The organism is Shewanella sp. MM_2022_3 (genome assembly GCF_022557375.1).
GTDB lineage: Bacteria > Pseudomonadota > Gammaproteobacteria > Enterobacterales > Shewanellaceae > Shewanella > Shewanella xiamenensis.
In genome coordinates this window covers 61,796-87,771 of sequence record NZ_JAKZGV010000013.1, presented here as the reverse complement: position 1 = coordinate 87,771, position 25,976 = coordinate 61,796, and the positions used below count along the sequence as shown (strand labels likewise).

Here is a 25,976-nt window from a genome sequence, read left to right as displayed (position 1 = left end):
GTATAACATTTCAGATCATTTTATTCCGACGAGGATTTTTGGCGTGGATCTTGTAGGAGTTGGAGAGTTGACGAAATGGCTCATCGTTGTCACAAGTAGCTAATCGAAGGTTTAAATCGTGAGTGGGGAACTCTATGTTTGATAATAAAACAATTTTGATTACGGGTGGCACGGGGTCATTTGGGCAAAAATACACCAAAACCATTCTCGAACGGTATAAACCGAAGCGGTTGATCATTTTTTCCCGAGATGAATTAAAGCAGTATGAGATGCAGCAAGTGTTTAACGCGCCATGTATGCGTTATTTTATCGGTGATGTGCGCGATGGTGATCGCCTAAAGCAAGCCTTTAAAGATGTGGATTTTGTGATCCATGCCGCCGCACTTAAACAGGTTCCCGCTGCCGAATACAACCCGATGGAATGCATAAAAACCAATATCCATGGAGCCGAAAATGTGATCCGGGCCGCCATCAGTAATAATGTTAAGAAGGTCATCGCCCTCTCAACAGACAAAGCCGCGAGTCCTATTAACCTATATGGTGCGACTAAGTTGGCCTCCGATAAGCTGTTTGTTGCCGCTAATAACGTGGTGGGAGATGGCAAAACCCGATTTGCCGCTGTTCGCTATGGTAATGTTGTGGGGTCACGTGGCTCAGTCGTGCCTTTCTTTAAACAACTGATAGCTAATGGCGCGACTTCCTTGCCCATTACCCATCCCGATATGACACGTTTTTGGATTACTCTTCAGGATGGTGTTGATTTTGTTTTAAAAAACTTCTCCCGTATGCAGGGCGGGGAGATCTTCGTACCTAAAATACCTTCCATACGCATCACTGATCTTGCCGCAGCCTATGGGCCGAGTTTGGAGCAGCAGATTGTAGGTATTCGTCCCGGGGAAAAAATGCATGAGGTCATGTGTCCAGGGGATGATTCCCATCATACGATTGAATTTGATGATCATTTTGTCATCACGCCAAGTATTCGTTTTTTTGGGCGTGAAACAGACTTTTGTACCAATGCTTTAGGAGAGAAGGGGCAGGCTGTGCCGATGGGATTTGAATATAATTCTGGCACTAATCCACATTTTTTAACACAGGCTGAAATTCTTAAACTGGATACCGTTGCATGATCCCCTATGGCCGACAAGACATCAATCAGGCTGATGTTGATGCTGTGATTGAAGTGCTTAATTCTGATTATTTGACTCAAGGGCCTAAGCTTCCTGCATTTGAGTCAGCAGTTGCTTCCTATTGTTCAGCTCGCTATGGCGTAGCAGTAAATAGTGCGACTTCTGCCTTACATATTGCATGTCTCGCTCTTGGGGTTGGGCCAAACGATATAGTATGGACTTCTCCAATTACCTTTGTCGCCTCGGCAAACTGCGCGCTTTACTGCGGAGCTGAGATTGATTTTGTCGATGTGGATCCTCTAACGGGTAATCTTTGTCCAAATGCATTGGCAATGAAATTAGAACAAGCTGCTCGGATAGGGAAGCTCCCTAAGGTTGTTATCCCTGTACATTTATGTGGTCATAGTTGTGATATGGCAGCGATCGCTGCTCTTGCTGAACAATATAGCTTTAACATCATTGAAGATGCCTCGCATGGGATTGGCGGGAGCTATCATGGATACCCTTTGGGTAGCTGCCAATACTCTGATATTACCGTTTTTAGCTTTCACCCCGTCAAAATTATCACCAGCGCCGAAGGCGGTATGGCCATGACAAACAGCTCAGAATTAGCTGAAAAAATGGCCCTTTACCGCAGCCACGGTATCACTAAAGCCCCCGATAAAATGTTAAGACCTGATGAAGGGGACTGGTATTACGAACAACACGCCTTGGGATTTAACTATAGGATGACTGAGTTGCAGGCAGCGCTTGGTTTGTCGCAAATCAGCAGACTTAGTGCTTTTGTGTTGAAACGCAATGAACTAGCCGCTATATATCGTAAAGAACTCATTGGATTACCCTTTTGCTGGGTTGAGCCTTTGTCAAATACTCAAAGTGCTAGACATTTACAAATTATCCGCCTAAATGACGCATCAAGAAGAAAGCAGCTATTCAACGATATGAGAGCTGCAAATGTACAAGTGCATGTGCATTATTTCCCCGTACATCTTCAACCTTACTATTTAAAACAAGGATTTAAAGAAGGTGATTTCCCACAAGCAGAGGCATTTTATCAACAGATATTGACCTTGCCACTCTATCCTTTGATGACTGATAAGGAACAAGCCTGCGTTATTAACACCTTGTTAGCTGTACTGTAAGAAAATTCAATAGTGTTAGTTTACCGCTCCCAATAAGTGGCGGATATCATCTATAAGCGCTTGTATTCCCAAGTGTGATTCAAAGACTCTTGTTGCTTGGTTCTGGAGAGACCTTCTTTGTTCGGGCTCTGTAAGCAGTTGTTGTAACATCATCTTTGCTTCTTCCAATGAATAGCTCACTAGACAACAGCGCTCTTGATTGAGGGCGATGAGTTCGGCTTCATCACAGAGATGTTGGGGGGGAAGAAGTAGGGTTGCTGCTTTCCCATAAATGGACTCAAATAGCGATAAGCCATAACAGCTTAAAATGATCTCTGATTGAGCGATTATCTCTTTAAGGTTGTCAGGATTTTGTTGAACCACTATGGCTGAATTGGGGGGCAGTTGGGGAGCTGGGGCCAGTGGGCCTTGAATCCATAAAATGGGCCAATCAGTACCAATGGAGTCCAGTATCGTTGGGAGTTCTCGGCCATAGCCCAACGCATCGCTACCCCCCGTGAGAACTAGAATTTGTGCTTGCTTAGCCGCTTGTGGAATTGTGCTAAAGAGATAATTTTTCCAGCCAGCGGATATTTTTGGATGATGGGTTGGACAATTGAAGCTTGGAATAAATAGCCAATCCAGTTCATCCAGTAATGGTGCCATTTTATCGATGCCAATCCGCTTTGCACCGTGCTTAGCTAACCCTGCTAGCCTATTGGCAAATGATTCTAAGTCGATAAAGTTAGGATGAAAATCAAGTAGTACTAATGGATTTTGGTCTTCGGTTAATGCGCTGAGCAATGCTTGCTCATCCTCATGCCACACTACTTTTGAGCTTGAGTCTAATCGTTGCCCAGCTTCGCTATAAGCGTGAATATTTACTCCTAGGCTTAAATGCTCCTGCAATGCATTGGCAATTAATTCTGAGCGCTTGAAATGTCCTAAACCTATTTGAGGCCCCAGATGACAATAGATACTAGCCTTAGCATAGTTTTTGTTAGCAGCTTTTTGTTGTACATGGGCATTTATGGCGAACAGAGCAGAATCTTTTAGTAACTCTTCTTGTACCCACTCTAAACTGACAACTGTTTCCGTTGGATTATTTACATACCATCGGCGATAGACTTCAACCATAAAGCGATAGTCAGCATGGGTATCTACTGAAATACGATGGGTAATTTTTCCATAATTACCGCTGTCATCGATATATAGTTTTGTTAATACAGGTCTTAATTTATCACCATATCCCACATGCTCCCGTGACATTACACAATCACTAACGGCCATCAACCTATTCCAGCCAGCTTTAGTATAAAACCCCATCCCTTCATGGAGTGAAATGATCCCTTCTTTGAGTGTGATAGTGTCTTTATCTGAGGCTTTCAGGGCTCGCAGAGCGTGATCGATAAAATTGGGGTCTATAAGTGGGCAATCACCACAGATATACACGATATAATCAGGTTGTTGTCGCTGGATGATCCTATCAAGCCTGCCCATCAGATCATTAACATTACCTTCAAAGGGGACACAGGTTAGCTGGTTTTCTTGTGCCCAATTGATTAGGGGTTGGTTGAACTCATCTGCAGTTGTGGCAAGTTCTATTGCGCTAATTGTGCTACACGTCTTTAGGCGCCTTAAAATATGGCCAATAATAGGAAGAGTATTACCTGCGGCATCACAAGCAAGTGGTAGCAAATGTTTACCAGCTAAGCGACTAGAGTTAAGGCGTGCGCCAATGATGGCGAGTATTTTGGTCATAGATTAATACTCTCAGGGGTAATGCAGAGATTGAAATCGAGTAAATTGCCACCTTCCTTGAGTGTCTCATCGGCTTCTGCTAACGAAAACCATAATCGATTAAGGTATTTATCATCTATTTTTTTACTCGAAATCATGGGGAGTGCAGCACAATTGGCGGGATCCCAAGTTAATCGCACGCCACATTGGCCGCTGCCAAACCGAATTTGGCCAGCAGTAGCACCAATGGCGCTATTTGCCGAAACAATTGAAGATACAGGAGAACCTTGGTCCATATCCTCTTGTATTTGAAAAAACTCTTCCTGAACACCACCGAGATTGGTCTGGTACCAAGCTCTATTATCACAGCCGAGTAAGGTCAGATAACTGAGTCGGATTGAGGCTTCAGGGCGCTGCTTGTCCTCAAAAAAAAGGCCAGTGTGTAAAGATTCATGCTCGATACGGTACCATTTAATGATGGCGCCACTTTTTAATGATTGACGGCAATAAATCACTAAATTGCCCTCTGCGCAGCCCAATTCATAATTTACTCGATTGAGATCGGTGACACGATCACGTGCACGAAATCGTTCCATCAACAAATGATTCGAGTAGAAATCAGCACCATAACTAATATGGTCGAAGTAACCATGGGATAAGGTACCGAGGACAGGTTCAAAGTCGTGGGACTTAAAGGCTAATTTATCAATAGCCAATCCTCGGTTACCATTTAGGCTGAGGTGTACCTTAGGGGTACGAATATGCAAACGACGTCTTTGTGTATCGTACTCAATCCGAATATCTTCTTGTGCTTCCCAAGGCGCAAATACTGGCGCATTAGCAGGATTAGCAACCAAGTTAAGTTGCTGATAGCGTTTTGCGGTGAGATGGGTACGCAGATCGCTTGCCCACATACGGCATAAGTTTCGCCAGTCTTGCTCTGTTGCATGTGGATTATGTGCGAGTATGGTGAATCGTTGATAGCATAGACTGTTGAGTAGGAGGTCATTACGACCACTTAATCCCCAGCGGCTAACATTATATTTAGCTTGTTTTTTGACTGAAACCGGATGCTCTGCATTGGTGATTTCGACCGCATTTGATTCTTGCCAAAACTTAAGAATGTGTTGAGGCAATTGCCAACAATAGTTATCCATCTCTGCAAGAGTGTTAAAAAGGGTGGTAATCCGCTGCCATTCTCCTTCAACGTGATCCGTCTCAGTTTGATAGCGCCCGGGACGAAAGTCGAACACTTCGGCATCACTGCCATAAACAGGAAAGGCCAGCATGCCAGGTTTGAAGATTTTAACGAGATAGTGCAGATAATCTTCGAGTGTTAATTCACCATGAACATAACGCTGGAACTTTTGAAAAGCGATTGCGTGGTTCCAAATCACCTTAATTGTTCTACCACTTGCGGCTTGTAAACTCTGTGGCCTGTCTAACAGTGTGTTGGACCAGTTTGGATTATGGGAGTAGGGATTATCCCATTCCACCACTACAGCTTCAAAACCTTGGTCGATATAAACATCTAAGAGCCCTGCTGAAACGGCTTGCTCATTGATATAAGCAATTTGAGGATGCACCCCAAGCAAGCTGTGATAGGTATCCTGACCGAGACGGAGGTTAGCCTGATTGACTTTTGCAGGAACCAAAGGCCCAATAATTTGGCTATCACCGCTGGCGATAAGTTCGCACATTCCTTGTTGGAGCAATAGTTTGAATTCCTGTACCCACAGAGGGTCAACCTGTTGAACAGCTTCTAAGGTATAGGCCGTCATTTCAATTCCAACAGGAATACCTTTTTGCGCTATCTGTAGGAGTGGCCAATAGCATTTGCGAATGACTTCGGCATGTTGTTCATTTTCAATGGAGGAAAAGGCCAAGTTTAAATGGAACACTGTATATAGTGCGACGGGTTGAACCTTAGGCATTTTCGCATACACCTTAGTTATTAATTGGCTAAATGAGATAGTTAAGTTCAAAAATTACAAATGCAGTAGATGTATAACAAGTTACTGACCCACGACTAAAATCTTAGCAGTTATCAGTAGGTTGTTACAACGTCATATTAATTGGCTTAAAATTTGCTATTCTTTGAAACGCCAACTTACTGACATTATCTATCTGAGGAACCGAGATGCATCAAAAAACATCTGAACAACATATGGGATATCTCGTTGACGAGATCAATGGGTTCCAAGTGATTGAATGTCAAATGTGTGGATTTAAACACATCCATCCTCTGCCAACGTTAGCTGAGCTTGAAAAAATCTATCGGCATGAATACTACACTCTAGATAAACCTCTATTTCTCCAAGAAACAGAAGAGGATAAAAATTGGTGGAACGCAGTGTATTCCGACCGTTATGATACTTTTGAAGAGTATTTGCCTGCTACGGCGCGACGCATATTAGATGTAGGTTCTGGTCCTGGATATTTTGTGAGTTATGGTCAGAAGCGGGGTTGGAAATCGATGGGGGTTGAACCATCTGCTCAAGCCTGTGAACACGCAAGAGGTCTAGGGGTTGAAGTCGTTGAGAATTTCTTTAATCATAAGACCGCGATTTCTCTAGGGAAATTTGATGCAATTCATGCAAATGCCGTTCTTGAGCACATCCCTAATCCAATGGAAATGGTATCACTTTTTAGAGAGTCTCTGGTACAAGGTGGTATATTGTGTGTTGTTGTTCCAAATGACTACAATCCTTTTCAAGAAGCGCTGCGAACGTATGAGGGATATAGTCCTTGGTGGGTCGCTCCACCGCATCATCTTAATTATTTTAGCTTTGAGACCTTGGGCAAGTTGCTGATCTCTCAAGGGTTTGAGGTTGTGCTGCAGGAGACGACTTTTCCCATCGATATGTTTTTACTGATGGGGGATAATTATGTTGATTCCCCTCAGCTTGGACGTGCTTGCCATAAAAAGCGGATGAGATTTGATACTCAACTATTACGCTCTGGTAATAATCAGGTTAAGCGAAAGTTTTATCAGGCACTTGCTTCTGTAGGGATGGGACGTGAAGTCGTTCTGTTTGCAAAGAAAATCTAGAGAAAATAATTAGGGATATCTATGAGTAATGTTAAAATATTGATCCAAGCAAGCTCTCGTTCATGGGCTGGAGGACGGGATATTTGCATGGGGCTAGTGAATGGTGAAATCGCCGTTGTTAGAACAATTAGACATGCATTAGCCGCATTCCCTGATGCTCAATTATGCCTAGTTGCTCCAGAATTTGATCGTGATGGTGAGTTAAATAAGGTTGTGGAAATTATTGCTGATAAACGTTTGAAGGCATTTTACGGATTTGATGAAAGCCCACTTAAACGTATGATAGCAGCATCAATTGAGCTAACAGATGATGATTACATTGTTCGTGTGGACGGAATCCATTTCTGTTTTGATTTTAATCTTAGCCAACAAATGTTAACCATTGCACAACAAAAAAATCTCGATTGCATTAAGTTACCAGCTGATTTTCCTGTTCATTTTAGTTCTGAGATTTTTCGAGTCGGAGCTCTTCGTGAGCTTGCGAATCTTCTCACTACTCCTGAGTTGGCTAAATTTCATGTTCATCCTAAAACGTATTTTGAACTGAATCGTTATGATTATAAGTTTGAACACTTGAAAGTCTTGCCTCAATATTCTGATGAGTATTTAAATGAATGTAGGCAATTGGCGCAACCTATCTATGAGATCCCACGCCAAGAAGTTAATAGCCATCGGATTGCTAGTGGCGATAGACTAGGTTATCACTATCAAATAGCACTTAAATATCTTAAAAAGAACATGAGGGTTTTGGATATTGCTTGTGCTGATGGCTATGGTGTTCGCATGATGTCATCTTCAGTATCCTTGGTACATGGAGCTGATTTAGATGCGGAAAGTGTCAATTTTGCTAGGCAGAATTCATCTCAACAAAACGTAGAATTTTTTGTTGAAGATATAACTAATATGTCATTTGATGATAATAGTTATGATGGTGTTACATGTTTTGAAACATTGGAACATGTACCAGAAGACGCTTGTCTCAAAGAGTTGCTACGTATCATCAAGCCTGGTGGTATGTTAATTCTCAGTACACCACAAAATAGTTATGGTCATATTCCAGTTAATTCCTGTCACTTAGTTGAGTATAATTTAGATTATCTCCTTAAATTGACGGGGCAGTATTTTCACGTTATTAAGGTAATTGGTATTAAGGCTGGCATTATACATGATGATGCAGATCCTTATGGTACTAATACTGTTTTGGTTTGTATAAAACCTATTCGTTAAATTTAAGGATTTTTTATGCTAGTTAATGATGAACTTAAATTTATAAACTCGACTATTGAGCTTAAAAATTTACCAATTAAGGCTCTTGATTTAGAAGCAGATAAAATCCGCCGTTTTTTAATTGACAAGATTTCCACTACTGGAGGACATATTGGAGCAAATCTGTCCGTCATTGAGTTGACTATTGCAATCCATTATGTATTTGACTCGCCTGTTGACAAAATTATTTTTGATACTGGTCATCAAGGGTATACTCATAAATTGATTACTGGTCGGAGAAAAAAGTTCGAATCTTTAAATACCTATAAGGGAATGAGTCGTTTTATTGCAAGAGAGGAAAGCGAGCACGATATCATTGATGCCTCGCATGCTGGAACCTCAATATCATTAGCAACAGGTATTGCTGCGGCATTAAAAACTAAAAAAACAGATCATTATACAGTTGTCATTATTGGTGACGGTTCTTTGGTTGAAGGCATGGCATTTGAAGCTCTCAACTTTGGTAGCGTAGATAAGAACTCTAAACTTGTGATAGTTGTAAATGATAATGAGATGGCTATCGCACCATCAATTGGCGGATTAAGGCAGCTTACCACTGGTGTTGATTGGCATAAGAAATCTCAACATTTTTTTGAAAGTCTAGGTTACAACTATATTGGCGTTCAAAATGGTCATTGTTCAGAAGATGTTGTTTTTGCGCTTAATCATGCCAAGTCACTAGGTCAGCCAACAGTTGTACATGTTAAAACCGAGAAAGGTAAAGGTTTAGCCTGTGCTGCAACTCATCCTTATAAAATGCATTTTTCAATGCCTTTCGATGCAGTATCTGGACTGGGGGCATCACCAACCATTTCGGGTAAGACTTTTGCTGTGGTTTTGGCCGAAAAATTAGCAGAATTAATGACATTAGATACTAAAATTAATGTTATTACACCTGCCACACCTTATGCATCGTCTTTAGATTATTTGTCTATGCAGTTTCCTGATCGCGTAATTGATGTTGGAATGGCAGAGCAACACGCTGTTGGAATGGCTTGTGGTATGGCTCTGGAAGGGTTAAAACCCGTGGTATGTATGCAAACCACTTTTATGCAAAGAGCATTTGACCAGTTATTACACGATGCTTGTTATATGAATTTACCTATTACAGTGTTAGGTGTTAGGGCTGGCTTTGCTGGTTATGATGGTTCCACTCATCATGGAGTGTATGATATTCCATACTTAAAATCATTCCCGAATATGCAACTGGAATATCCTATAAATAGTGCAGAAGCTCAAAGGTTGTTAGAAAAACGATTAGAGAACCCAATGGGACCTATGGTTATTTTACATCCTTATGAGCCTTTAATTATACCTGAGCCGCTGTCTGGAGTCCTTCAGCGCGGCCTGTCTGTGGCTGCTATGGGAGAAGATGGCTTTGTTATTTGTCTTGGAAATACATTAGCTAAAGCTTGGGAGTTAAAATCACGTTTAGCTAAATTGGGTAGGACATTTGGTATTATCTGTGTACAGACTATTAAGCCGTTTCCTTCAAATGAGATTCTTGAATTATTAGTTTCTGGTATGGACATCATCACTCTCGAAGAGAGTATATTAGCGGGTGGGTTTGGCTCCTTATTACTTGAAAGTTTCAGTGATTCTGATGTCAATTTCCGAGTCTTTAGAAGTGGCATTATTGATCGTTTTATTCGCCCTGGAAGTAAGCAAGAATGTAGTGATGAAGCGGGTATAACTGCTCAACAAATAATTATGCAAATCCAGCAGCGTTGGACAGAATATCAAGAGGATAAATGAGTGGGCAGACTCACAGGAAAAGTAGCACTTATCACGGGCGCTTCAAGAGGAATCGGTGCTGGTATTGCGGAAGCGTTTGCGAAAGAAGGTGCTGACGTCATCATTAATTATAATACCAATAGTGAAGCTGCAACGAACGTTGTTAATAAGCTTAAAAACTTTGGATGTAAAGTTATCGCTATTCGTGCAGATATTACAAAGCGTGATGAGATTCAATATCTAATACAGAAATCACAACTTGAATTTGGTCGTATCGATATTTTGGTAAATAATGCTGGCATTAATCAAAGAGGTTGGTTTGATGAAATAACGGATGAAGCTTGGGATATGATAATGGGTACTAATCTAAAAGGTCCTTTTATGTGTTGCCAAGAGATTTTTCCACTAATGAAAGCCGCTGGTGGTGGCCGGATTATCAACATATCCTCTGTAGCAGGCCAGTATCATGGTCCTAAGACAGTGCATTATGCTGTATCAAAGGCAGGTTTAAATAGTTTAACTAAAATACTTGCTCGTTATGGAGCAGAACACAATATTCTTGTTAATGCTGTTGCTCCTGGACTAATTCGTACTGATCAGACCGCTGATGAAATTGATTCGCCTGCAGGAGTTAAGGTCATAGATATGACTTTGCTAAAAAGAGCCGGAAGAATTGAAGATATTTCAGATGCTTGTGTATTTTTGGCCTCGGATGAGCAACAGTATATGACAGGGCAAATACTGGCAGTGAGTGGAGGAGCAATTCTTGATAACTAAAGCCAAGAATCTATTGCTTTTAGGCGCTAGCTCAGATCAAATCTTTGCAATCAAAACGGCAAAGGCGATGGGGCATCATGTTATCGTTGTTGATGGTAACCCTAAGTCCCCAGGCTTTTTAATGGCTGATCAATATGCCGTCGTTAGTACAAGGGATTTACCTGCACTAAAAGCATTTGTCGATGAGTTAAATATCCCTGTGCATGGTGTTGCTGTAATGGGAAGTGATATTTCGCAATATGTTTCCGCTCTTGCAGAATATCTGTCTGTTCCTTGTATTCCGCTAAAGGCTGCCAAGATTGCAACCAATAAACTATTGATGAAGGAATGTTTTGCTGAAAAGGGTATTGCGATTCCTTGGTTTTCTGCAGTGGATAGCTTTGAGCATCTGTGTGAGTTAGTTGTCGAACGAGGGTTTCCACTCGTTCTTAAACCAGTTGATCGCTCCGGAGCCAGAGGTGTGTTCTTGTTAAAGGAGGGGGTTGATTTAGAAACTTTATACCGATGTTCTCTTCAAGAGTCATTTAGTGGTCAGCTCATCATTGAAGAATATCTAGAAGGTCCACAGATCAGTACTGAAACCTTATTTTATCAAGGGAAAGGACATACTATTGGATTTGTTGACCGTAATTATGAAATGTTGGATGTTTTTGCTCCATATATTATTGAAAATGGTGGTTGGCAACCGAGTCGTTTATCGCAACAGCAGCGAAGTGAGATTGAGCGATTAATTGGTGATGTTGCCAAAGCATTAGAAATTAGAAGTGGTGTGATAAAAGGAGATATTGTTTATACCTCTTCGGGGCCAAAAGTTATTGAAGTCGCTACTAGATTAAGCGGAGGTGATTTTTCAGAAAGTCTTGTTCCGTTAGGTTTAGGCGTGAACTATGTTCAAACAGCGCTAGAAATTGCGTTAGATATACCGCCTAATTTTGATACATTAGTACCAAAGCAAAACCAATTTGTTGCCAACCGTTACTTTTTCCCTAAGGAAGGTCAACTGGTCGCTATTCACGGGATTGAACAAGTTAAATCTCAGAACTTCGTCAAAAAGTTAGAGTTTTTTGTCAATTTTGATGAAATAATAAGACCAATTTGCAGTCATTCGGATAGGGCTGGTGTATTTATTGTAATTGCAGATTCTTTTGAAGAGTTAGAGATGCGAATAGCTTGGGTTTACAAAACGATTGTATTTGAAGTTTGTTAACCATGTGATGAATAACACAGGATTTCATATCCAGTGTTATTCGATACTACAACATTTCTAAAAATGTGAGCGAATATGCTTTAATGGTCGTAACCCATCTATTGGATCTGCACGCCAATCTCGATCAGGTGCTTCACTGGGCGCTAATACTTTATCCGGTCTGCCATCAAGTAGTTGCGCTTCTCTGCATTCATTTATGACAAGTTGCATTTGTTCTGGTAACCAACAGTGGCCTGCAGCATATTCTGCGCCCTGTTTGTCTAGGTCAATATGGAACTCAATACAATCAGCTAACCAACGATTAACGGCGCGGCGAATCACAGCCGATGAAACAGAGTGATCAGACCAACCCACTTTAATGTTGTAGCGTTCACGGAAACGCCCAAGCACAGCTAAGTTACAATCTGCTTTTGGCGTCGGATAGGCTGATACACAGTGTAATAATGTAATATCCTGACAGCCAGCATTTTGTAACACATTAATCGCATGATCAATTTCCTCAAAATTAGCCATGCCCGCTGAAATCACAATTGGTTTTCCTGTTTTCGCGCAGGCCGCGAGTAGGTCGTCCCAAAGTAATTCATAGGATGCGATCTTGTAGAAATCCACAAAGGGTTCAAGCTCAGCTACTGCGTCGAGATAAAACGGGGTACAAGAAAACTGAATACCGTATTCTTCGCAGGATTGCTTGAGTTGGGGCAGAAAACTGACTGGTAACTCCCATTGTTTACGTTTACGATGCATTTCACTCTTAGATAGAATCTCAGGTGCAAACAGTTCTTCAATTTTAAACAGTTGAAACTTAACGGCATCACAACCTATTTCAGCGGCTGTTTTGATAAATTCTATGCAACGCTGTAAGTCTCTATGATGGTTACTAGAAACTTCGGCGATAAAGACAGGGGAATGTTTAGTCATAGTGGCTCACACAATGGTGTTGATAACGTATTAACGGCAAATGACAGGGAAGCTTTAAATTAGCGTTTTAGCGACTGACAAGGGCAATGAGCTCATACTCTAAGTAATCAGCAAGATTAAGCCAATCGTGTTGCTCCTGAGCTTGTAGCATTGGCGCCAGCATTTGCTGAAACGAGGGTAATTGCATCAGCTCGGGGTGATGTTTCTCTATTGAATCGAGACATAAACGAAATTCCACTGATGCCTGAGCTTCCTTGCCTAAACGGAAGGAGTGGGCCGCTTGGCAAAGCATGTCTTCAAGGGACTGTTTTGGTGAAGGTTTTGGCGAATTATGTGGTTTAGACAACATTAAATCAGCTCCTTATATTGCGAACCGCGGATCTTCGCGCCCGATAAACTGGCTTGGTAAAACTTTACCTGTGGATGTTTAGCAATATAGCGTTCTAAATGTCGTAAATAAGCGCGAAGATTTAGATCAGTAGCAATCCGTTGACCTTTACCATTAATCAACCAATGTTTTGCTTCTCTCACCTTTTGTATCACAGCTTCAACCCATATTTTTTCAGATTTGTCCTTGCTTTCAAATGGATAATCATTCCAAAAAGCATGACTTTTATTATTGCAGTAACAAAAGTCACAGCCTAATAGTGTGATTTCCTTAGCATGTAACTTAACGGCTAAATCAATTGCTGGGTGAATCACACTGCCATTTGTAAACAGCCTCAGCTTGGGGTTCAGCTGGGACATGCTGTCGTAAATTTTGCTCGTGCCATAAGCCACAAATCTTGGCCCTAACCAATGGGCTAATACTTCGGGTGCTACTCGAGGAAAATACACAAGATTGATTTCTTGGGTTTCTGACAAAGGCAAATGATAGGAGGAAATTAAACCGTCAATACAGACCACGATATCAGGCTTAATCTGATGATGAAGTAAACCACGTAAAGCCGTATCCGCAGCAATCAATAAGGGTCTCGATGGGCTTAAACTCAACTGCTTAAGATAAGCATAATGTTCTTCTAAAGACGGACCTGAGCCTATAACAATTGCTTTGTATGGATTGTAGCTTTTCGTTAAATGGGCAGCATCGGGATCATTAGTAATAAACACCTGATTATCGGCAAAGCGCTTAAGGATCTCAGGATCATCGATTTGATGGTGTCGATTGGTGAAATCACGATTAAGCTCCATCACCAAGAGATCCCTCAGTGTGGCATTGTCATCACTGACGAGATTGAGATCTGGGGTAATGGCAACATTCGGAAATTGCAGCGTGGCACTGGGCATCGCATTTAATACCACATTCGGATGACTTAGCCATTCCCGCTGATCGGTATAACAAAGCAGTAACGCGAATACGGCTAAGTTTAAAATGCAAGCTTCGATTTTTTGATATTGCGGATTATCCGTTAATAGACTCGGCACATCACCCATACCCACGCCATAAACCGTGACTTGGTGAACATTTGAGGGAAGGGTACTAATAAACAGCTGTGCTTCAGCGATGCGGTCATGGCGACTGCTGAGCTGAATGCCATTAACACTGATAGTTTGGTTTTGGCCTTGGACTAAGTGTGCATCAAGATGGTCAATTGATTGGCTTTTTATCGCAGCAGCCACAATTGGCCAGCGTTTAGCAATAATACTCAGATTAGTGGCAAATAGTTCAGTCATTCCGTTTCCTCGGAAGCTTTCGTGTTGATATTACCGACATCACTATCTGGTCTCTCCACAGGGACTCGAACCCCGATCGGCCGCTTAGGAGGCGGCTGCTCTATCCTGTTGAGCTATGAAGAGACACTGGTGATTATACTGGTTTTATCTTTGATTAAAAGGCTTATGATTTAGTTGCTTAAATCTTAAGCGCGATGTCGTTTATCTGTACATTGTAAACCGCATTTTGGTCAACGAGTACGGCTGTTGCACTTTCTTCACTCACTTGTTCAATTTGCACTGTTGCTCGGCTTTTGGTAGCAATGGCACGCATTTCATTGAGTCTATCCGGTAAATTGCGTTGTAACACCACTTGGAACTTATCACCAACTCGAATGCCATGTTTTCGGCCTAGGTTGAGAATAATCCGATCTCCTTGACGACTGACAACTTGCCCAAGTAGTGGTCTACAGTTGAGCGTGTTATCAATATCGCGAGTCGCTTCTTGCAGCAGTTGGCTGATATTTTTGCCGTAGGATGAACGCCAAAATCTATCACTATTGGGGGCAACAATGGCTTGTTCCTCAAATTCCCACCGAGCCGATGTGCTGTAGGTTTTGTTCCATACTTCTTCACCGCTAATGCCGTGATAGAGGCTAAGCTTTAATTGGAACTGCCTTTGTGGCGCTTCATCCCACCATCCCATAAAGGTGGCTTGTACTGGCTCGGTTGAAATATCAATAATTTGCGGTAGTAAAATGTATTGGCTATCGGTAATTTCACTCAGCCAACTCGGAAGTCTATAGCCGCGGATATCGACCAGTTCTTGTGCGATATCGAGTCTTTCTTTGGCATGGATATGGCTGTATCCAGTTGATGAGTAGCCATCAATACTGTTACCGAGTCTTTCGGAGATGACTTCTTCAAATCCTGATAATTGGCCGTAGCGTAATTGTGCTCGATCTTTTATTTGGGCTTGGGGAATAAGGATCGCGGCTTTTAATTGGCCCGTAGGGCATTGTTGTGTTGGGTCATCATTCAGATCGAGCCTGAGCGACACATAAATTTTATTCCCTTGAATGCGTTCACTTACTAACTGAATACTAATCGCTTGAGCGTTACGATTAATGGCGAAGCTGTCTTGTGTGAGATTGCCGTTGGTGGTTTGTTGTTCACTGGATATTTGGATCCCGGTGCTGAGGGTGGCATAGCTAACCGCTTGATTGATGGCTTCTTCCCGCGCTTGGGCGATGTTGCCATTAGTGATGATTGCTTCACCACTGGCTTCGACCCATTCTGCTTGTGCTTGATTAGCTTGAAGTGCGGCCAGCAGTAGGCTGCTAATGATGAGCAAGTGCTTTCTGAGTATGTTCATTAATAAGCCCTTCAGGTCAATTGTGCCAATCAGTTGAGTCAGTTTAATGGCGGTTTTATTGGCTGTAAAAGCAAGTTCCGTGCCTGATTTATGAAATATCCCCAAACTATCTGAAGTTGCTGAATAGGTAAAGAGGGTAAAGTTATTGGCACCGTTGTCGATAATCAGGTGAGTGAATCAAGGATTGTATTTTGACTTGGTCTAATATTTGCAATCTTTTTGACTAAAGATTGCGGCTCGCTTTGAGGCGCATTGATATCGATAATGAGGTTATTCCCATGCTAAAGCGTGCGTTCATTCCCCTGGCTCTTTTGGTGCTGATTGGGTGTGCGACTAAACCCGTTGTGCCGCCAAAACCTAGCCTAGTTGATGGCAATGGTTTGCCGCCGACAGCGGTGATTAATCATTTAGCTCAGCGTATTGTGACCGAGCTAGTCAAGCAAAATGATGCATTGCGTCCTGATCAACCTATTGTTGTAACTACACCAGTATTGGTGGGCGACATGACGAGTACGAATGCGGTTGCGCTGCAATTGCAGCAGGGACTCATGGCATCGTTGCACAGTTTTCAATTTAACGTGGTGGAGTTAAATCTCGCCGATGGACTGCGTGTTACTGGCGAGGGCGATTTTATTTTGACGCGTGATTGGCAAAAGCTTTCGACCAACTTACCTGTTGACCATATTGTGGTATCCACGATGAGCCCGACGACCAATGGCTTAGCCATTAATACTCGAATCGTTACCTTAAGTAACAACCGAGTGGTGTCAGCTTCACAGACCTTTGTTACACAAAAAGAATTAAGCAATTATATGCAGCCCTCTGAGCAAGTGATCTCCCACGATGGGATTTTATATCGTCAGTCGGCTCCCGGTATGAATGAAGTGCGTGTATTAGGAGATGGAAAATGAAACGCTATCTGTTAGTGATTGCGGCGCTTCTACTGACAAGTTGTGCCTCTAGAGACAAGTATGTGCAGTGGGAAGATGTTCCTCCATCTAGCTTCCCTAAGCTAACGGCCATTGGTTATGCCCCGTTAGCGACTCAACCAGCGAAAGAGCAATCTCAAAGAATGTTGATGGCGATGCAAGCATCTAAAATTGTGGCTTACCGTGAGCTAGCTGAACAAGTATACGGCCAAAAGATCACCGCTAACAGCAGTGTCAGTGATTGGATGCTAACCGATGATAATGTTAAAGCTTCAGTCACTGGGGTGATCCGCGGCGCAAGAGTAGTTAAAAGTTATCCCGCAGGTGAGCATTACGTTACTGAGTTAGAACTTGATTTTTCTAAGGTATGGCAAATCTATCAGCAGCAGAGTCGGCCACAGAGAATTAAAGAAGTCACTTACTTTTAAGGTGTCATCTCCTATCCGCCAGAAGACAAGCATGAGATGGTTTGGGTACGGATAATCGATAAACAAAAACCGCGCTTACTAAGCGCGGTTTTTGTTTGAAATCCGTTTGTACTTATAACACCTTACGCTTTTAGATCATTGCCTAAGCTTGAGATTGTTGAGGTTTTACCTTTATCGTTATACGTCAGCGTGGTGGCATTTCGGCTCGCCTGCAAGGCTTGAGCAAAGCGGTTTAGGCTTGCAAGATTCATCTCGATCAAACTAGCATTTTGTGCGTTGAGATCTTTGCATTCTGCTAGAGCCTCTTTAACCACTGCCATTTTATCGGATAGCTCAACTTGCTCTGTGAGTAAGGCTTTATCGCTGTGACTAGCCAGCAAGTCATCATTTGCTTTAAGGGCTTGTAGACATGTTGATTTTTGCTCAGCAAGGGACAAAAGCAAATCGGCGTTTTGGTCAACCAAAGCGCCTTTTTCCTTAAGAATAATTTGTTTAAGAACAGCCAAATGGGCGTGTTGTTGATCTACCAGTTTAGCTATTTCTGTCATAGTTACTCTTTATTAAGCTCATTTAATTCTGCTTCGAAGCTGGCAATATTCGCAGCCAACTTTTCGGGATCAATTTTATAACGACCTTCGGCAATGGCTTGTTTTATTTCGGCCACCTTCTTTTGGTCGACTTCAGGTAGACTGGCCATTTTGGTTTGAGCTCCTTGTAACTGTTGAGCTTGAGCCGTAATGACAACAGAGTCACCTTTTAGTTGAGTTGATTTAGCCGCTACCTGAGAGGTTTTCTCGCTTTCGCTGCTTTGTTTAGTGCTGTTTGAACGGACTTGTGCGGCCGCTCCGGCGTTAAATTTGCTAATATCAATTGCCATTTTAGGCTCCAGCGTCATGTATACGGATTTCTTAACTGGGGTATCGGCAGCTTATCGAAAAGCTTTAGCTTATTTTACATTCTAACTTCTACTTCGCCAATCGCTGTAATTATGGCATCTAGCTCTTTGTTAGAACTGCTATTTTTGATTCGAATTTGGTCGCCGATATTACCATCTTGCAGCGCCTCTCCCACAGTTTTTAGTACGAAGTTATTTGAACGCACATAAATCGACACTGTGTCATTTTTACAGACAAAGCAAAGGTTGTTCGCAAAAATAGGATAATTTTTCGCGACTCGGCGTTTAACTCTCACGCCTGTAAGCTGATTAGTATCGCTAAATTGCATACCACGCAAACTATTTTGGTCAACATAGCGGATCTCGACCTGTGAAGGACTGATTAATTCACCTGGCGCTAAGGTTTCGGTTGCGACCACAACAGGAAAAAGAATGTCTACTCTAACAGACATAAAAATCTGCCAAGGGTAGGCGAGATCGGGGGTATCACAACTGACTTTTATTGTGTTATTACGGCTAATTTCGCGTTCTGAAGCTAATTCGACCCTTATTGGTGATGTGCACTGTGCTGGCAGCATTCGGTTATCGACCGTTTGTGGATTAATGTCGACTTTCGCATTTGCAGGTACAGCAATCTTTTCATTAATAAGGGCTTTAGCTAATTCGGATATCGCCGATACGCTAGGTATCACGGGTTCAGCCTTAGCTGCCGTGGATAGAAAAAGTGCGAAAATACTCAAAAAATAGACTAAATTTACTTTCATAATGAAGAGACTAGCTTGTAACGCCAGAATACACCTATACTTTTATCAAGCGTGAAACTGTTCAATGCTTCTTTCTTAGATTTTTGGTGTCAGAAGTTTGACTTAGTTTCAACTATGTTTTTCGATAACAAGACGTAAGCAATTAATATGCCTATACTCAAACGAGTTTTAGGGCCGTACATAAACAGAACAACAAGGCAGAGTTATGTCGAGTATTCTTGATTCAGTCAACAAACGAACCCAACTCGTAGGTCAAAACCGGCTAGAACTATTGCTATTTAAGTTAAATGGTCGTCAACGGTTTGGGATAAACGTATTTAAAGTGAAAGAGGTTTTGCAATGCCCGCCATTAACGACATTGCCTAAACTCAATCCTTACGTCAAAGGAGTTGCCCATATTCGCGGCACAACTATTTCTGTTATCGATCTGAGTGCGGCAACGGGGGGGCGTCCGTTAGCGAGCACTGAAAATTGCTTTATAATCATTTCGGAATATAACCGTAGTGTGCAGGGGTTCTTGGTTAGTTCTGTTGAACGTATTATCAACATGAACTGGGAAGCCATTATGCCGCCACCGCAAGGTGCTGGGCGTTATTCCTATTTAACCGCGGTTACCGAGATTGAAGGTGAATTGGTTGAAATCTTGGATGTTGAAAAGATTTTAGATGAAATCTCACCTGTCAAAACGGCCATTAGTGAAGAGGTTAATGAGCAACTTACTCTCGATAGAAGTCAGCATTACCATATTATGGTGATTGATGATTCTGCGGTGGCACGCAAGCAAATTATTCGGTCGTTAGAGTCGTTAAATTTACAAATTGACACGGCAAAAGATGGTCGTGAGGCACTTGATAAGCTCAAGGCCATTGCAAGTGAAATGAATAACGTTGCCGATGAAATTCCACTCATTATCTCCGATATTGAGATGCCCGAAATGGATGGTTATACCTTAACGGCTGAGATCCGTGATGATCCTAAGCTTAAAAATATCAAGGTGGTACTGCACACCTCATTAAGCGGTGTCTTTAACCAAGCCATGGTACAAAAGGTTGGTGCCAATGACTTTATCGCAAAATTTAACCCTGACGAATTAGCTGCGGCAGTGAACAAGCATTTAAGTTTGTAGTGAGAGTGTGGGTTAGTGCCTAGTTGAGCTTTACGCTATAATCTAGCCCTTATTACATGATTGTTGTGCACTTATTTTGGTGCTTGCTATAGGATCTAGGACGTGAATGTGCCTGATAAATCACTCGCTGAAGCAGAATATAATCAATTTAGGTTGTTCTTAGAACAACATAGCGGCATCGTGCTAGGTGAAAATAAACAATACCTCGTACGTAGTCGTCTCGCGCCATTGATGGGCAAATATAACCTTCCTTCGTTATCCGATGTGGTAAAGCATTCGATGAAACCCACGGAACGAGCTTTACGAGCTGAAGTTATTGATGCCATGACCACTAATGAAACCTTATGGTTTCGTGATCGTTATCCATTTGAATTGCTTAATAATGTGCTATTACCAGAATACAGTAAGTTAGGTAGACCTTTAAAGATATGGTCTGCAGCTTGCTCGTCGGGTCAAGAGCCATATTCTTTAGCAATGACCATATTAGAGTACCAGCAAAAAAAACCAGGGGCGCTGCCTGGTGGTGCCTCGATTCAAGCAACGGATCTTTCTCCTTCTATGTTGGAGCGATGTAAAAATGCTGAGTATGATAGTTTAGCGTTAGCACGTGGATTGTCTGAAGAACGTAAGCGGCAGTTTTTTGATGCTTTGCCTTCTGGCAACATGCGCATAAAGGATAACGTTAAACGTCTCGTCAATTTCCGAGCTCATAACTTGCTCGAGAGTTACACTTTGTTGGGTAAGTTTGACATTATTTTTTGCCGAAATGTGTTGATCTATTTTGCCCCTGAGGCAAAAGCAAAAATTTTGCGGCAATTTGCTGCCGCGTTAAATCCCAAAGGTATCCTCTTTTTAGGCGCATCCGAATCCATTGCTGGCCTTACTGATGAATTTGATATGGTTCGTTGTAACCCTGGCATTTATTACCAAAAGAAAACTTAAGGGTTTGATTTTAATTGATAATTACCGGCATAGTTCGGTAATTTTTTTATCTGCTATATCCCTCACAAACTTTATTACCTCCCATAAAAGTATTGGCACATGAATTGCTTTGTTCCCGTGAGTGACACGATGGAGGCAATTTTATGGCGATTAATTTTGATAAGGCACTGGGTGTTCACCAATTCACGTTGGGGATCCGTGCTGAGCGGGCTGAAGTGATTTCAAGCAATATCGCAAATGCTGATACGCCACATTATAAAGCCCGTGACGTCGATTTTTCTGCCGCCTTAAATGTTGCTAAAACCCAGCAACAACAGCGTAATAGCTTAGATATGACCGCTGATGAGCAGCATTTTGGGCTAGCGCAGCTAACCGGGCAGTACGTTAAATTTCGAGTGCCGAATCAACCCGATACTGGGGATGGCAATACTGTCGACGTTCAACAAGAGCAATCAGCATTTATGCAAAATGCTCTCGAATATCAAATGTCTCTGGGTTTTTTAGACAGTAAATTTAGCGGTATGAAAAAAGCGCTGAGAGGGGATTAATCATGAGTTTATTTAATATCTTCGATGTTGCGGGGTCTGGCATGTCAGCCCAGTCTCTGCGGCTAAATACTACCGCGAGTAACATTGCTAACGCAGATTCAGTCTCCAGCAGTGTAGATAAAACTTACCGTTCTCGTCATCCTATTTTCGAAGCCGAAATGGCCAAGGCGCAAAGTCAGCAACAAGCTTCCCAAGGTGTCACGGTGAAAGGCATAGTCGAGAGTGATAAGCCCCTATTAAAAGAGTATTCGCCGGATCATCCGATGGCGGATGCTGATGGCTTTATTTACAAACCAAATGTCAATGTCATGGAAGAAATGGCTGACATGATTTCAGCTTCTCGCTCATATCAGATGAATGTTCAAGTGGCTGAGGCGGCAAAATCTATGCTGCAACAAACACTTGGGATGGGTAAATAATATGCGTTATTTAGGAGGTACGTTGTGAGCCTCATTAACCAACTGAGTCAAACCTCATCGCAGCTGACTCAAACAAACACTCAATCGAATACGGTATCAACCAATACCACGAAAACCTCGACTAGCTCGACAGGTAACCCATTTTTGGATGGATTACGTTTGCCGAATAGTTCTGCTGTTCCAGAGGCTAAGAGTCAGCAGCTCACTCAAGAGGATTTTTTCTCATTACTCAGCCAGCAGTTATCGATGCAGGATCCCTTCAAGCCCGTTGATAACGACCAGATGATTGCACAGATGGCATCTTTTTCTACTGTCGATGGCATTTCTAAGTTAAATGATCAAATTGTTAATTTAAACAGTGTGATGACATCAAGCCAAGCTTTGCAAGCATCGGGATTAGTTGGGCGAAAAGTGCTGTTACCGACTGATACGGGTTATATCTCTGCAGAAAGCCCAGGCTTAAATGGTGTGATCAGTACTTCAGAGAAAATTCCCGTCATTAATGTTCGAATCGAAGATGATAAGGGGCAAGTCGTTAGAACATTTACTGTTGATGGTAGTAAGGGTGGTAACACTGATGTCAAGTGGGATGGTTTGAATGATAAAGGAGAACCCGTTGCTGCAGGTAATTACTCGATTAAAGCATCGGGTTTGGTGAATGATAAATCACAAGCGTTAGCTGTATCGACCTATGCGCATGTGACCAGTGTTTCTTTAGGTACTGCAGCGACTGGCGCCATTTTGAATCTCAAGGGTGGAATGGCCTTTAAACTGTCGGATGTACTTGCGATTAGTGAAGTTTAATCGTTATCAAGATTGTAAATGGACATCACACTTGTCCATCATTGAATTGAGCAAATGTAGAGGTGAATTATGTCGTTTAACATTGCATTGAGTGGCATTTCTGCTGCGCAGAAAGATTTGAACACTACTGCGAACAATATCGCGAATGCTAACACCATTGGCTTTAAAGAGTCGCGTGCTGAATTTGCGGATGTTTACGCTAATTCAATTTTCTCAAACTCAAAAACCGCTGTGGGTGGCGGTGTGGCTACGAGCCAAGTGGCGCAGCAATTCCACCAAGGTAGTTTGCAACTGACGAATAACTCGTTAGATTTAGCGATTAAAGGCGGTGGCTTTTTTGTAACTGCGTCCGAGATAGGTACCTTGGATCATCAGTTTACTCGGGCAGGTGCTTTCAAAGTCGACAAAAATAATTATATGGTTGACTCTGCTGGGAATTTTTTGCAGACCTTTCCAGTTGACAAAGATGGTAACTCTACCTCTGTCAGTTTAACGACAGCTAAGCCAGTACAAATTCCTGATACTGCAGGTAGCCCTGTTCAAACTGAAAACGTGACTTTGCAGATGAATTTAAATGCAAAAGAAGGTTCACTCGACCCTGCTGCTTTTGATCCTTTAGACTCCAAAACCTATAACAGTGTGACATCCATGACGATTTATGACTCTCTGGGTGAGCCACATATCATGACGACCTATTTCGTCAAGCCAAATAATGGCTCATATAATGGTGAAAACAACTGGGTTGCATACTATGCCATTGATGGTAAACAAGTTGATATTTCTGGCCCTGCTGGTACATATCAGACTGACACCAATGGTGATGGCACTCCCGATGCTTCTGGCACAGCTCAAACGGCTGGCGGCTGGAAGGGATCGGTTCTGAAGTTTAATTCCGTCGGTGTGTATACTGGGAGTGATCCGGCAGTCGTCGCCACCGAAGCGCTAGGGGTTGGCGGCGCTGGTGTGTTAGGCCCTGGTGCTGATGGTACTCAAGCCGTGACGATTAAATTTAATGCACCAACCCAATATTCAGCTCCCTTTGCCGCCACTGAATTGTCACAGGACGGTACCACAGTAGGGCGTTTAACCAATGTCGAAATTGGTGAAGATGGTTTGATCACTGCCAGTTACTCCAATGGTTCAACAGTGCCATTAGCCCGCGTTGCTTTAGTTCGCTTTGCAAACGAACAAGGGTTGACACAAGTGGGTAATACCTCGTGGAAAGCCAGTTTATCGTCAGGTCCTGCGCTGGCTGGTGAGCCTAACAGTGGTACGTTTGGTAGTCTCAGTTCTTCAGCGTTAGAGCAATCTAACATTGACTTAACGACTGAGCTGGTGGATTTGATTTCGGCACAACGTAACTTCCAAGCCAACTCACGTACGCTGGAAGTGAATAACACTCTGCAACAAACTGTTCTGCAAATTCGTTAAGTTAATCTTGTCTCTGCTAAGTGTTGCCGCAAGCGGCAACACTTAGCCTCTTTCTGTTGTGCATTCATTCGTTTATTAAAATCTCCTAATTTATCAGTTAACTAGCTGCTTATTTTATTGGCATGATGCTTGCTTTGCTATTGTCAGGTTGAAACTTTGACGGAGCAGTCTGTGGACAAATTCCTTTATATCTCCATGAGCGGCGCTAAGCAAAATATGAATGAGTTGGCGTTGCGTGCCAACAACTTAGCCAACGCAAATACCGATGGATTTAAGTCGGATATGGCGCAAGCCAGATCGATGCAAGCCTTTGGTGAAGGATTGCCGACAAGGGTCTTTGCCATGGTTGAAACCCCCTCCGCCAATTTTCGTTCGGGCCCGATTAAATCTACTGGACGCGATCTTGACGTTGCCATTAAAGGTGACGGTTGGTTTGCCGTGCAAGCACAGGATGGTAGTGAAGCTTATACCCGTTCTGGCAGTCTCAGTTTTGACTCAACAGGTTTATTGCATAACGACCGTGGTAATCCCGTGATGGGTGATGCCGGACCGATTGTGTTACCGCTGCCAATTGAAAAGGTCACTATTTCACAGGATGGGATTATCTCTGTTCGTCCTCAAGGTGCGACGACAGAAGTCGTCGAAGAGGTAGGAAGATTAAAGTTAGTAAACCCTGGCAATGCACAAATGATGCGCGGCGAGGATGGGTTGTTCCGTTTGGTATCCGGTGATCCGGCGCCTGCCGATCCCAGTGTATTTGTAGAAAGTGGTGCTGTAGAGGGCAGTAACGTCAATCCCGTGGATGAGATGGTGTCCTTAATCGACCTACAGCGACAATTTGAATTGCAAGTGAAGATGATGAAAACCGCGGAAGAAAATGACCGCGCTTCATCCTCATTAATGCGGATTAGTTAGGAGATAAATTATGCATCCAGCGTTATGGATTAGTAAAACTGGCTTAGACGCACAGCAAACCGATATTGCGGTGATTTCAAACAACGTCGCTAACGCCAGCACTGTGGGCTATAAAAAAAGCCGCGCGGTATTTGAGGACTTACTTTATCAAACTGTTAACCAAGCGGGTGGGATCAGCGCCTCTAACACTAAGTTGCCAAACGGTTTGAACATTGGTGCGGGTACCAAGGTGGTAGCCACCCAAAAAATGTTTACCCAAGGCAATATGCTGACCACGGATAACTCGCTCGATTTGATGATTGAAGGTCCTGGATTTTTCGAAGTGCAGCTCCCCGATGGGACTACGGCTTATACCCGTAATGGTCAATTTACCTTAGATGATACAGGGCAAATTGTCACGCCGGGTTCGGGTTATGTGTTGCAACCTGCGATCACTATTCCTGAGGATGCAACCAGTATTACGGTCTCTGCTGAAGGGGAAGTTTCGGTAAAAACACCAGGTGCGGCGGAAAACCAGGTCGTTGGGCAGCTAAGTATGACCGACTTTATTAACCCGTCGGGTTTAGATCCTATGGGACAAAACCTATACACCGAAACTGGTGCGAGTGGTACGCCTATTCAAGGCACTGCATCACTTGATGGTATGGGAGCGATTCGTCAAGGTGCGTTAGAAACCTCTAACGTGAACGTGACCGAAGAGCTAGTTAACCTCATTGAAAGTCAGCGGATCTACGAGATGAACTCCAAAGTGATTTCGGCGGTCGATCAGATGCTGGCTTATGTGAATCAGAATCTATAGAGG

At 42.7% G+C, this 25,976-nt stretch carries 26 protein-coding genes and 1 tRNA gene; 17 read left to right on the top strand and 10 right to left on the bottom strand.

What is annotated here, in order from left to right:
- Positions 1-134: 134 nt before the first annotated feature.
- Positions 135-1,130: a UDP-N-acetylglucosamine 4,6-dehydratase (inverting) gene (gene pseB, locus MMG82_RS09950; protein WP_047534019.1), complete on the top strand. Its 996-nt coding sequence runs from the start codon at positions 135-137 to the stop codon at positions 1,128-1,130.
- Complete coding sequence (gene pseC / locus MMG82_RS09945) at positions 1,127-2,272, top strand: UDP-4-amino-4,6-dideoxy-N-acetyl-beta-L-altrosamine transaminase (protein ID WP_047534017.1); 1,146 nt, start codon at positions 1,127-1,129, stop codon at positions 2,270-2,272. Before pseB ends, pseC begins: the two co-directional genes overlap by 4 nt.
- Positions 2,273-2,287: 15 nt before the next feature.
- Here the strand turns inward: pseC and MMG82_RS09940 are convergent, their stop codons facing one another.
- Together MMG82_RS09940 and MMG82_RS09935 are read right to left on the bottom strand one after the other, a co-directional pair.
- A complete protein-coding gene (locus MMG82_RS09940) occupies positions 2,288-4,012 on the bottom strand; it encodes a glycosyltransferase family protein (RefSeq protein WP_241406805.1) in 1,725 nt (574 codons plus the stop codon).
- Positions 4,009-5,925, bottom strand: coding sequence for a glycoside hydrolase (locus tag MMG82_RS09935; RefSeq protein ID WP_144344724.1), 1,917 nt, complete (start codon positions 5,923-5,925; stop codon positions 4,009-4,011). The genes MMG82_RS09940 and MMG82_RS09935 overlap by 4 nt, the downstream gene beginning before the upstream one ends.
- Positions 5,926-6,131: 206 nt before the next feature.
- Here MMG82_RS09935 and MMG82_RS09930 point away from each other — a divergent pair, with 206 nt between their 5' ends.
- Genes MMG82_RS09930 through MMG82_RS09910 form a run of 5 tightly spaced genes read left to right on the top strand, consistent with a single transcriptional unit; the run spans position 6,132 to position 12,027 of the window.
- The gene (locus MMG82_RS09930) at positions 6,132-7,043 is read left to right on the top strand and encodes a class I SAM-dependent methyltransferase (protein WP_144344723.1); all 912 of its coding nucleotides are present in this window, start codon (positions 6,132-6,134) and stop codon (positions 7,041-7,043) included.
- Positions 7,044-7,064: 21 nt separating this feature from the next.
- Complete coding sequence (locus tag MMG82_RS09925) at positions 7,065-8,270, top strand: class I SAM-dependent methyltransferase (RefSeq protein ID WP_047534008.1); 1,206 nt, start codon at positions 7,065-7,067, stop codon at positions 8,268-8,270.
- A gap of 15 nt (positions 8,271-8,285) precedes the next feature.
- Positions 8,286-10,064 (top strand): 1-deoxy-D-xylulose-5-phosphate synthase, encoded by a 1,779-nt coding sequence (locus MMG82_RS09920; protein WP_047534006.1) that lies wholly within the window; start codon positions 8,286-8,288, stop codon positions 10,062-10,064.
- Positions 10,065-10,820, top strand: coding sequence for a 3-oxoacyl-ACP reductase family protein (locus tag MMG82_RS09915; RefSeq protein WP_047534004.1), 756 nt, complete (start codon positions 10,065-10,067; stop codon positions 10,818-10,820).
- Positions 10,810-12,027 (top strand): ATP-grasp domain-containing protein, encoded by a 1,218-nt coding sequence (locus MMG82_RS09910; protein ID WP_052183957.1) that lies wholly within the window; start codon positions 10,810-10,812, stop codon positions 12,025-12,027. The genes MMG82_RS09915 and MMG82_RS09910 overlap by 11 nt, the downstream gene beginning before the upstream one ends.
- A 57-nt stretch (positions 12,028-12,084) precedes the next feature.
- Here the strand turns inward: MMG82_RS09910 and MMG82_RS09905 are convergent, their stop codons facing one another.
- The 5 genes from MMG82_RS09905 to MMG82_RS09885 form a co-directional block, all read right to left on the bottom strand.
- Positions 12,085-12,945 carry an N-acetylneuraminate synthase family protein gene (locus MMG82_RS09905; protein ID WP_047534002.1) on the bottom strand — a complete coding sequence of 287 codons (861 nt, stop codon included), beginning with the start codon at positions 12,943-12,945 and terminating at the stop codon, positions 12,085-12,087.
- A 67-nt stretch (positions 12,946-13,012) separates the two neighbouring features.
- A complete protein-coding gene (locus MMG82_RS09900) occupies positions 13,013-13,294 on the bottom strand; it encodes a hypothetical protein (RefSeq protein ID WP_169547806.1) in 282 nt (93 codons plus the stop codon).
- Positions 13,294-14,619: a 6-hydroxymethylpterin diphosphokinase MptE-like protein gene (locus MMG82_RS09895; RefSeq protein ID WP_241406804.1), complete on the bottom strand. Its 1,326-nt coding sequence runs from the start codon at positions 14,617-14,619 to the stop codon at positions 13,294-13,296. Before MMG82_RS09895 ends, MMG82_RS09900 begins: the two co-directional genes overlap by 1 nt.
- 47 nt (positions 14,620-14,666) lie before the next feature.
- Positions 14,667-14,742, bottom strand: a tRNA-Arg gene (locus tag MMG82_RS09890).
- A 55-nt stretch (positions 14,743-14,797) separates the two neighbouring features.
- A complete protein-coding gene (locus MMG82_RS09885; RefSeq protein WP_037420626.1) occupies positions 14,798-15,973 on the bottom strand; it encodes a flagellar assembly protein FlgT in 1,176 nt (391 codons plus the stop codon).
- Positions 15,974-16,251: 278 nt separating this feature from the next.
- Here MMG82_RS09885 and MMG82_RS09880 point away from each other — a divergent pair, with 278 nt between their 5' ends.
- Both MMG82_RS09880 and MMG82_RS09875 read left to right on the top strand, forming a co-directional pair.
- Positions 16,252-16,884, top strand: coding sequence for a FlgO family outer membrane protein (locus MMG82_RS09880; RefSeq protein ID WP_047539498.1), 633 nt, complete (start codon positions 16,252-16,254; stop codon positions 16,882-16,884).
- On the top strand, positions 16,881-17,330 hold the full coding sequence (locus MMG82_RS09875; protein WP_037420620.1) for an LPP20 family lipoprotein: 450 nt from the start codon (positions 16,881-16,883) through the stop codon (positions 17,328-17,330). Before MMG82_RS09880 ends, MMG82_RS09875 begins: the two co-directional genes overlap by 4 nt.
- 122 nt (positions 17,331-17,452) lie before the next feature.
- On the opposite strand, the gene MMG82_RS09870 is transcribed toward MMG82_RS09875, so the two are convergent.
- From MMG82_RS09870 to flgA, 3 genes are all read right to left on the bottom strand, one after another.
- Entirely contained in the window at positions 17,453-17,878 is a 426-nt protein-coding gene (locus MMG82_RS09870) for a flagellar protein FlgN (protein WP_037420616.1), read from the bottom strand.
- Between the two features lie 2 nt (positions 17,879-17,880).
- A complete protein-coding gene (gene flgM, locus MMG82_RS09865; protein WP_037420613.1) occupies positions 17,881-18,207 on the bottom strand; it encodes a flagellar biosynthesis anti-sigma factor FlgM in 327 nt (108 codons plus the stop codon).
- A 74-nt stretch (positions 18,208-18,281) separates the two neighbouring features.
- Positions 18,282-18,989: a flagellar basal body P-ring formation chaperone FlgA gene (gene flgA, locus MMG82_RS09860; protein WP_037420610.1), complete on the bottom strand. Its 708-nt coding sequence runs from the start codon at positions 18,987-18,989 to the stop codon at positions 18,282-18,284.
- Between the two features lie 205 nt (positions 18,990-19,194).
- Between flgA and MMG82_RS09855 the strand changes: the two genes are divergently transcribed.
- The 8 genes from MMG82_RS09855 (at position 19,195) to flgG (ending at position 25,973) form a co-directional block, all read left to right on the top strand.
- On the top strand, positions 19,195-20,115 hold the full coding sequence (locus MMG82_RS09855; protein WP_037420608.1) for a chemotaxis protein CheV: 921 nt from the start codon (positions 19,195-19,197) through the stop codon (positions 20,113-20,115).
- Between the two features lie 102 nt (positions 20,116-20,217).
- Entirely contained in the window at positions 20,218-21,057 is an 840-nt protein-coding gene (locus MMG82_RS09850; RefSeq protein WP_037420607.1) for a protein-glutamate O-methyltransferase CheR, read from the top strand.
- Between the two features lie 143 nt (positions 21,058-21,200).
- Complete coding sequence (gene flgB / locus MMG82_RS09845) at positions 21,201-21,605, top strand: flagellar basal body rod protein FlgB (protein ID WP_047539502.1); 405 nt, start codon at positions 21,201-21,203, stop codon at positions 21,603-21,605.
- Positions 21,606-21,607: 2 nt separating this feature from the next.
- The gene (gene flgC / locus MMG82_RS09840; RefSeq protein ID WP_011716396.1) at positions 21,608-22,024 is read left to right on the top strand and encodes a flagellar basal body rod protein FlgC; all 417 of its coding nucleotides are present in this window, start codon (positions 21,608-21,610) and stop codon (positions 22,022-22,024) included.
- Between the two features lie 24 nt (positions 22,025-22,048).
- A complete protein-coding gene (gene flgD, locus MMG82_RS09835; RefSeq protein ID WP_037420602.1) occupies positions 22,049-22,828 on the top strand; it encodes a flagellar hook assembly protein FlgD in 780 nt (259 codons plus the stop codon).
- Between the two features lie 69 nt (positions 22,829-22,897).
- Positions 22,898-24,259: a flagellar hook protein FlgE gene (gene flgE, locus MMG82_RS09830; RefSeq protein ID WP_047539503.1), complete on the top strand. Its 1,362-nt coding sequence runs from the start codon at positions 22,898-22,900 to the stop codon at positions 24,257-24,259.
- A 171-nt stretch (positions 24,260-24,430) separates the two neighbouring features.
- A complete protein-coding gene (gene flgF, locus MMG82_RS09825; protein ID WP_011716399.1) occupies positions 24,431-25,174 on the top strand; it encodes a flagellar basal-body rod protein FlgF in 744 nt (247 codons plus the stop codon).
- A gap of 10 nt (positions 25,175-25,184) precedes the next feature.
- Positions 25,185-25,973: a flagellar basal-body rod protein FlgG gene (gene flgG / locus MMG82_RS09820; RefSeq protein WP_011716400.1), complete on the top strand. Its 789-nt coding sequence runs from the start codon at positions 25,185-25,187 to the stop codon at positions 25,971-25,973.
- The last annotated feature ends 3 nt before the right edge of the window (positions 25,974-25,976 follow it).

Coding starts and splice junctions, on each gene's coding strand:
- pseB (WP_047534019.1), top strand. CDS start 135: ATGTTTGATAATAAAACAATTTTGATTACGGGTGGCACGGGGTCATTT.
- pseC (WP_047534017.1), top strand. CDS start 1,127: ATGATCCCCTATGGCCGACAAGACATCAATCAGGCTGATGTTGATGCT.
- MMG82_RS09940 (WP_241406805.1), bottom strand. CDS start 4,012: ATGACCAAAATACTCGCCATCATTGGCGCACGCCTTAACTCTAGTCGC.
- MMG82_RS09935 (WP_144344724.1), bottom strand. CDS start 5,925: ATGCCTAAGGTTCAACCCGTCGCACTATATACAGTGTTCCATTTAAAC.
- MMG82_RS09930 (WP_144344723.1), top strand. CDS start 6,132: ATGCATCAAAAAACATCTGAACAACATATGGGATATCTCGTTGACGAG.
- MMG82_RS09925 (WP_047534008.1), top strand. CDS start 7,065: ATGAGTAATGTTAAAATATTGATCCAAGCAAGCTCTCGTTCATGGGCT.
- MMG82_RS09920 (WP_047534006.1), top strand. CDS start 8,286: ATGCTAGTTAATGATGAACTTAAATTTATAAACTCGACTATTGAGCTT.
- MMG82_RS09905 (WP_047534002.1), bottom strand. CDS start 12,945: ATGACTAAACATTCCCCTGTCTTTATCGCCGAAGTTTCTAGTAACCAT.
- MMG82_RS09900 (WP_169547806.1), bottom strand. CDS start 13,294: ATGTTGTCTAAACCACATAATTCGCCAAAACCTTCACCAAAACAGTCC.
- MMG82_RS09895 (WP_241406804.1), bottom strand. CDS start 14,619: ATGACTGAACTATTTGCCACTAATCTGAGTATTATTGCTAAACGCTGG.
- MMG82_RS09885 (WP_037420626.1), bottom strand. CDS start 15,973: ATGAACATACTCAGAAAGCACTTGCTCATCATTAGCAGCCTACTGCTG.
- MMG82_RS09880 (WP_047539498.1), top strand. CDS start 16,252: ATGCTAAAGCGTGCGTTCATTCCCCTGGCTCTTTTGGTGCTGATTGGG.
- MMG82_RS09875 (WP_037420620.1), top strand. CDS start 16,881: ATGAAACGCTATCTGTTAGTGATTGCGGCGCTTCTACTGACAAGTTGT.
- MMG82_RS09870 (WP_037420616.1), bottom strand. CDS start 17,878: ATGACAGAAATAGCTAAACTGGTAGATCAACAACACGCCCATTTGGCT.
- flgM (WP_037420613.1), bottom strand. CDS start 18,207: ATGGCAATTGATATTAGCAAATTTAACGCCGGAGCGGCCGCACAAGTC.
- flgA (WP_037420610.1), bottom strand. CDS start 18,989: ATGAAAGTAAATTTAGTCTATTTTTTGAGTATTTTCGCACTTTTTCTA.
- MMG82_RS09855 (WP_037420608.1), top strand. CDS start 19,195: ATGTCGAGTATTCTTGATTCAGTCAACAAACGAACCCAACTCGTAGGT.
- flgB (WP_047539502.1), top strand. CDS start 21,201: ATGGCGATTAATTTTGATAAGGCACTGGGTGTTCACCAATTCACGTTG.
- flgC (WP_011716396.1), top strand. CDS start 21,608: ATGAGTTTATTTAATATCTTCGATGTTGCGGGGTCTGGCATGTCAGCC.
- flgE (WP_047539503.1), top strand. CDS start 22,898: ATGTCGTTTAACATTGCATTGAGTGGCATTTCTGCTGCGCAGAAAGAT.
- flgG (WP_011716400.1), top strand. CDS start 25,185: ATGCATCCAGCGTTATGGATTAGTAAAACTGGCTTAGACGCACAGCAA.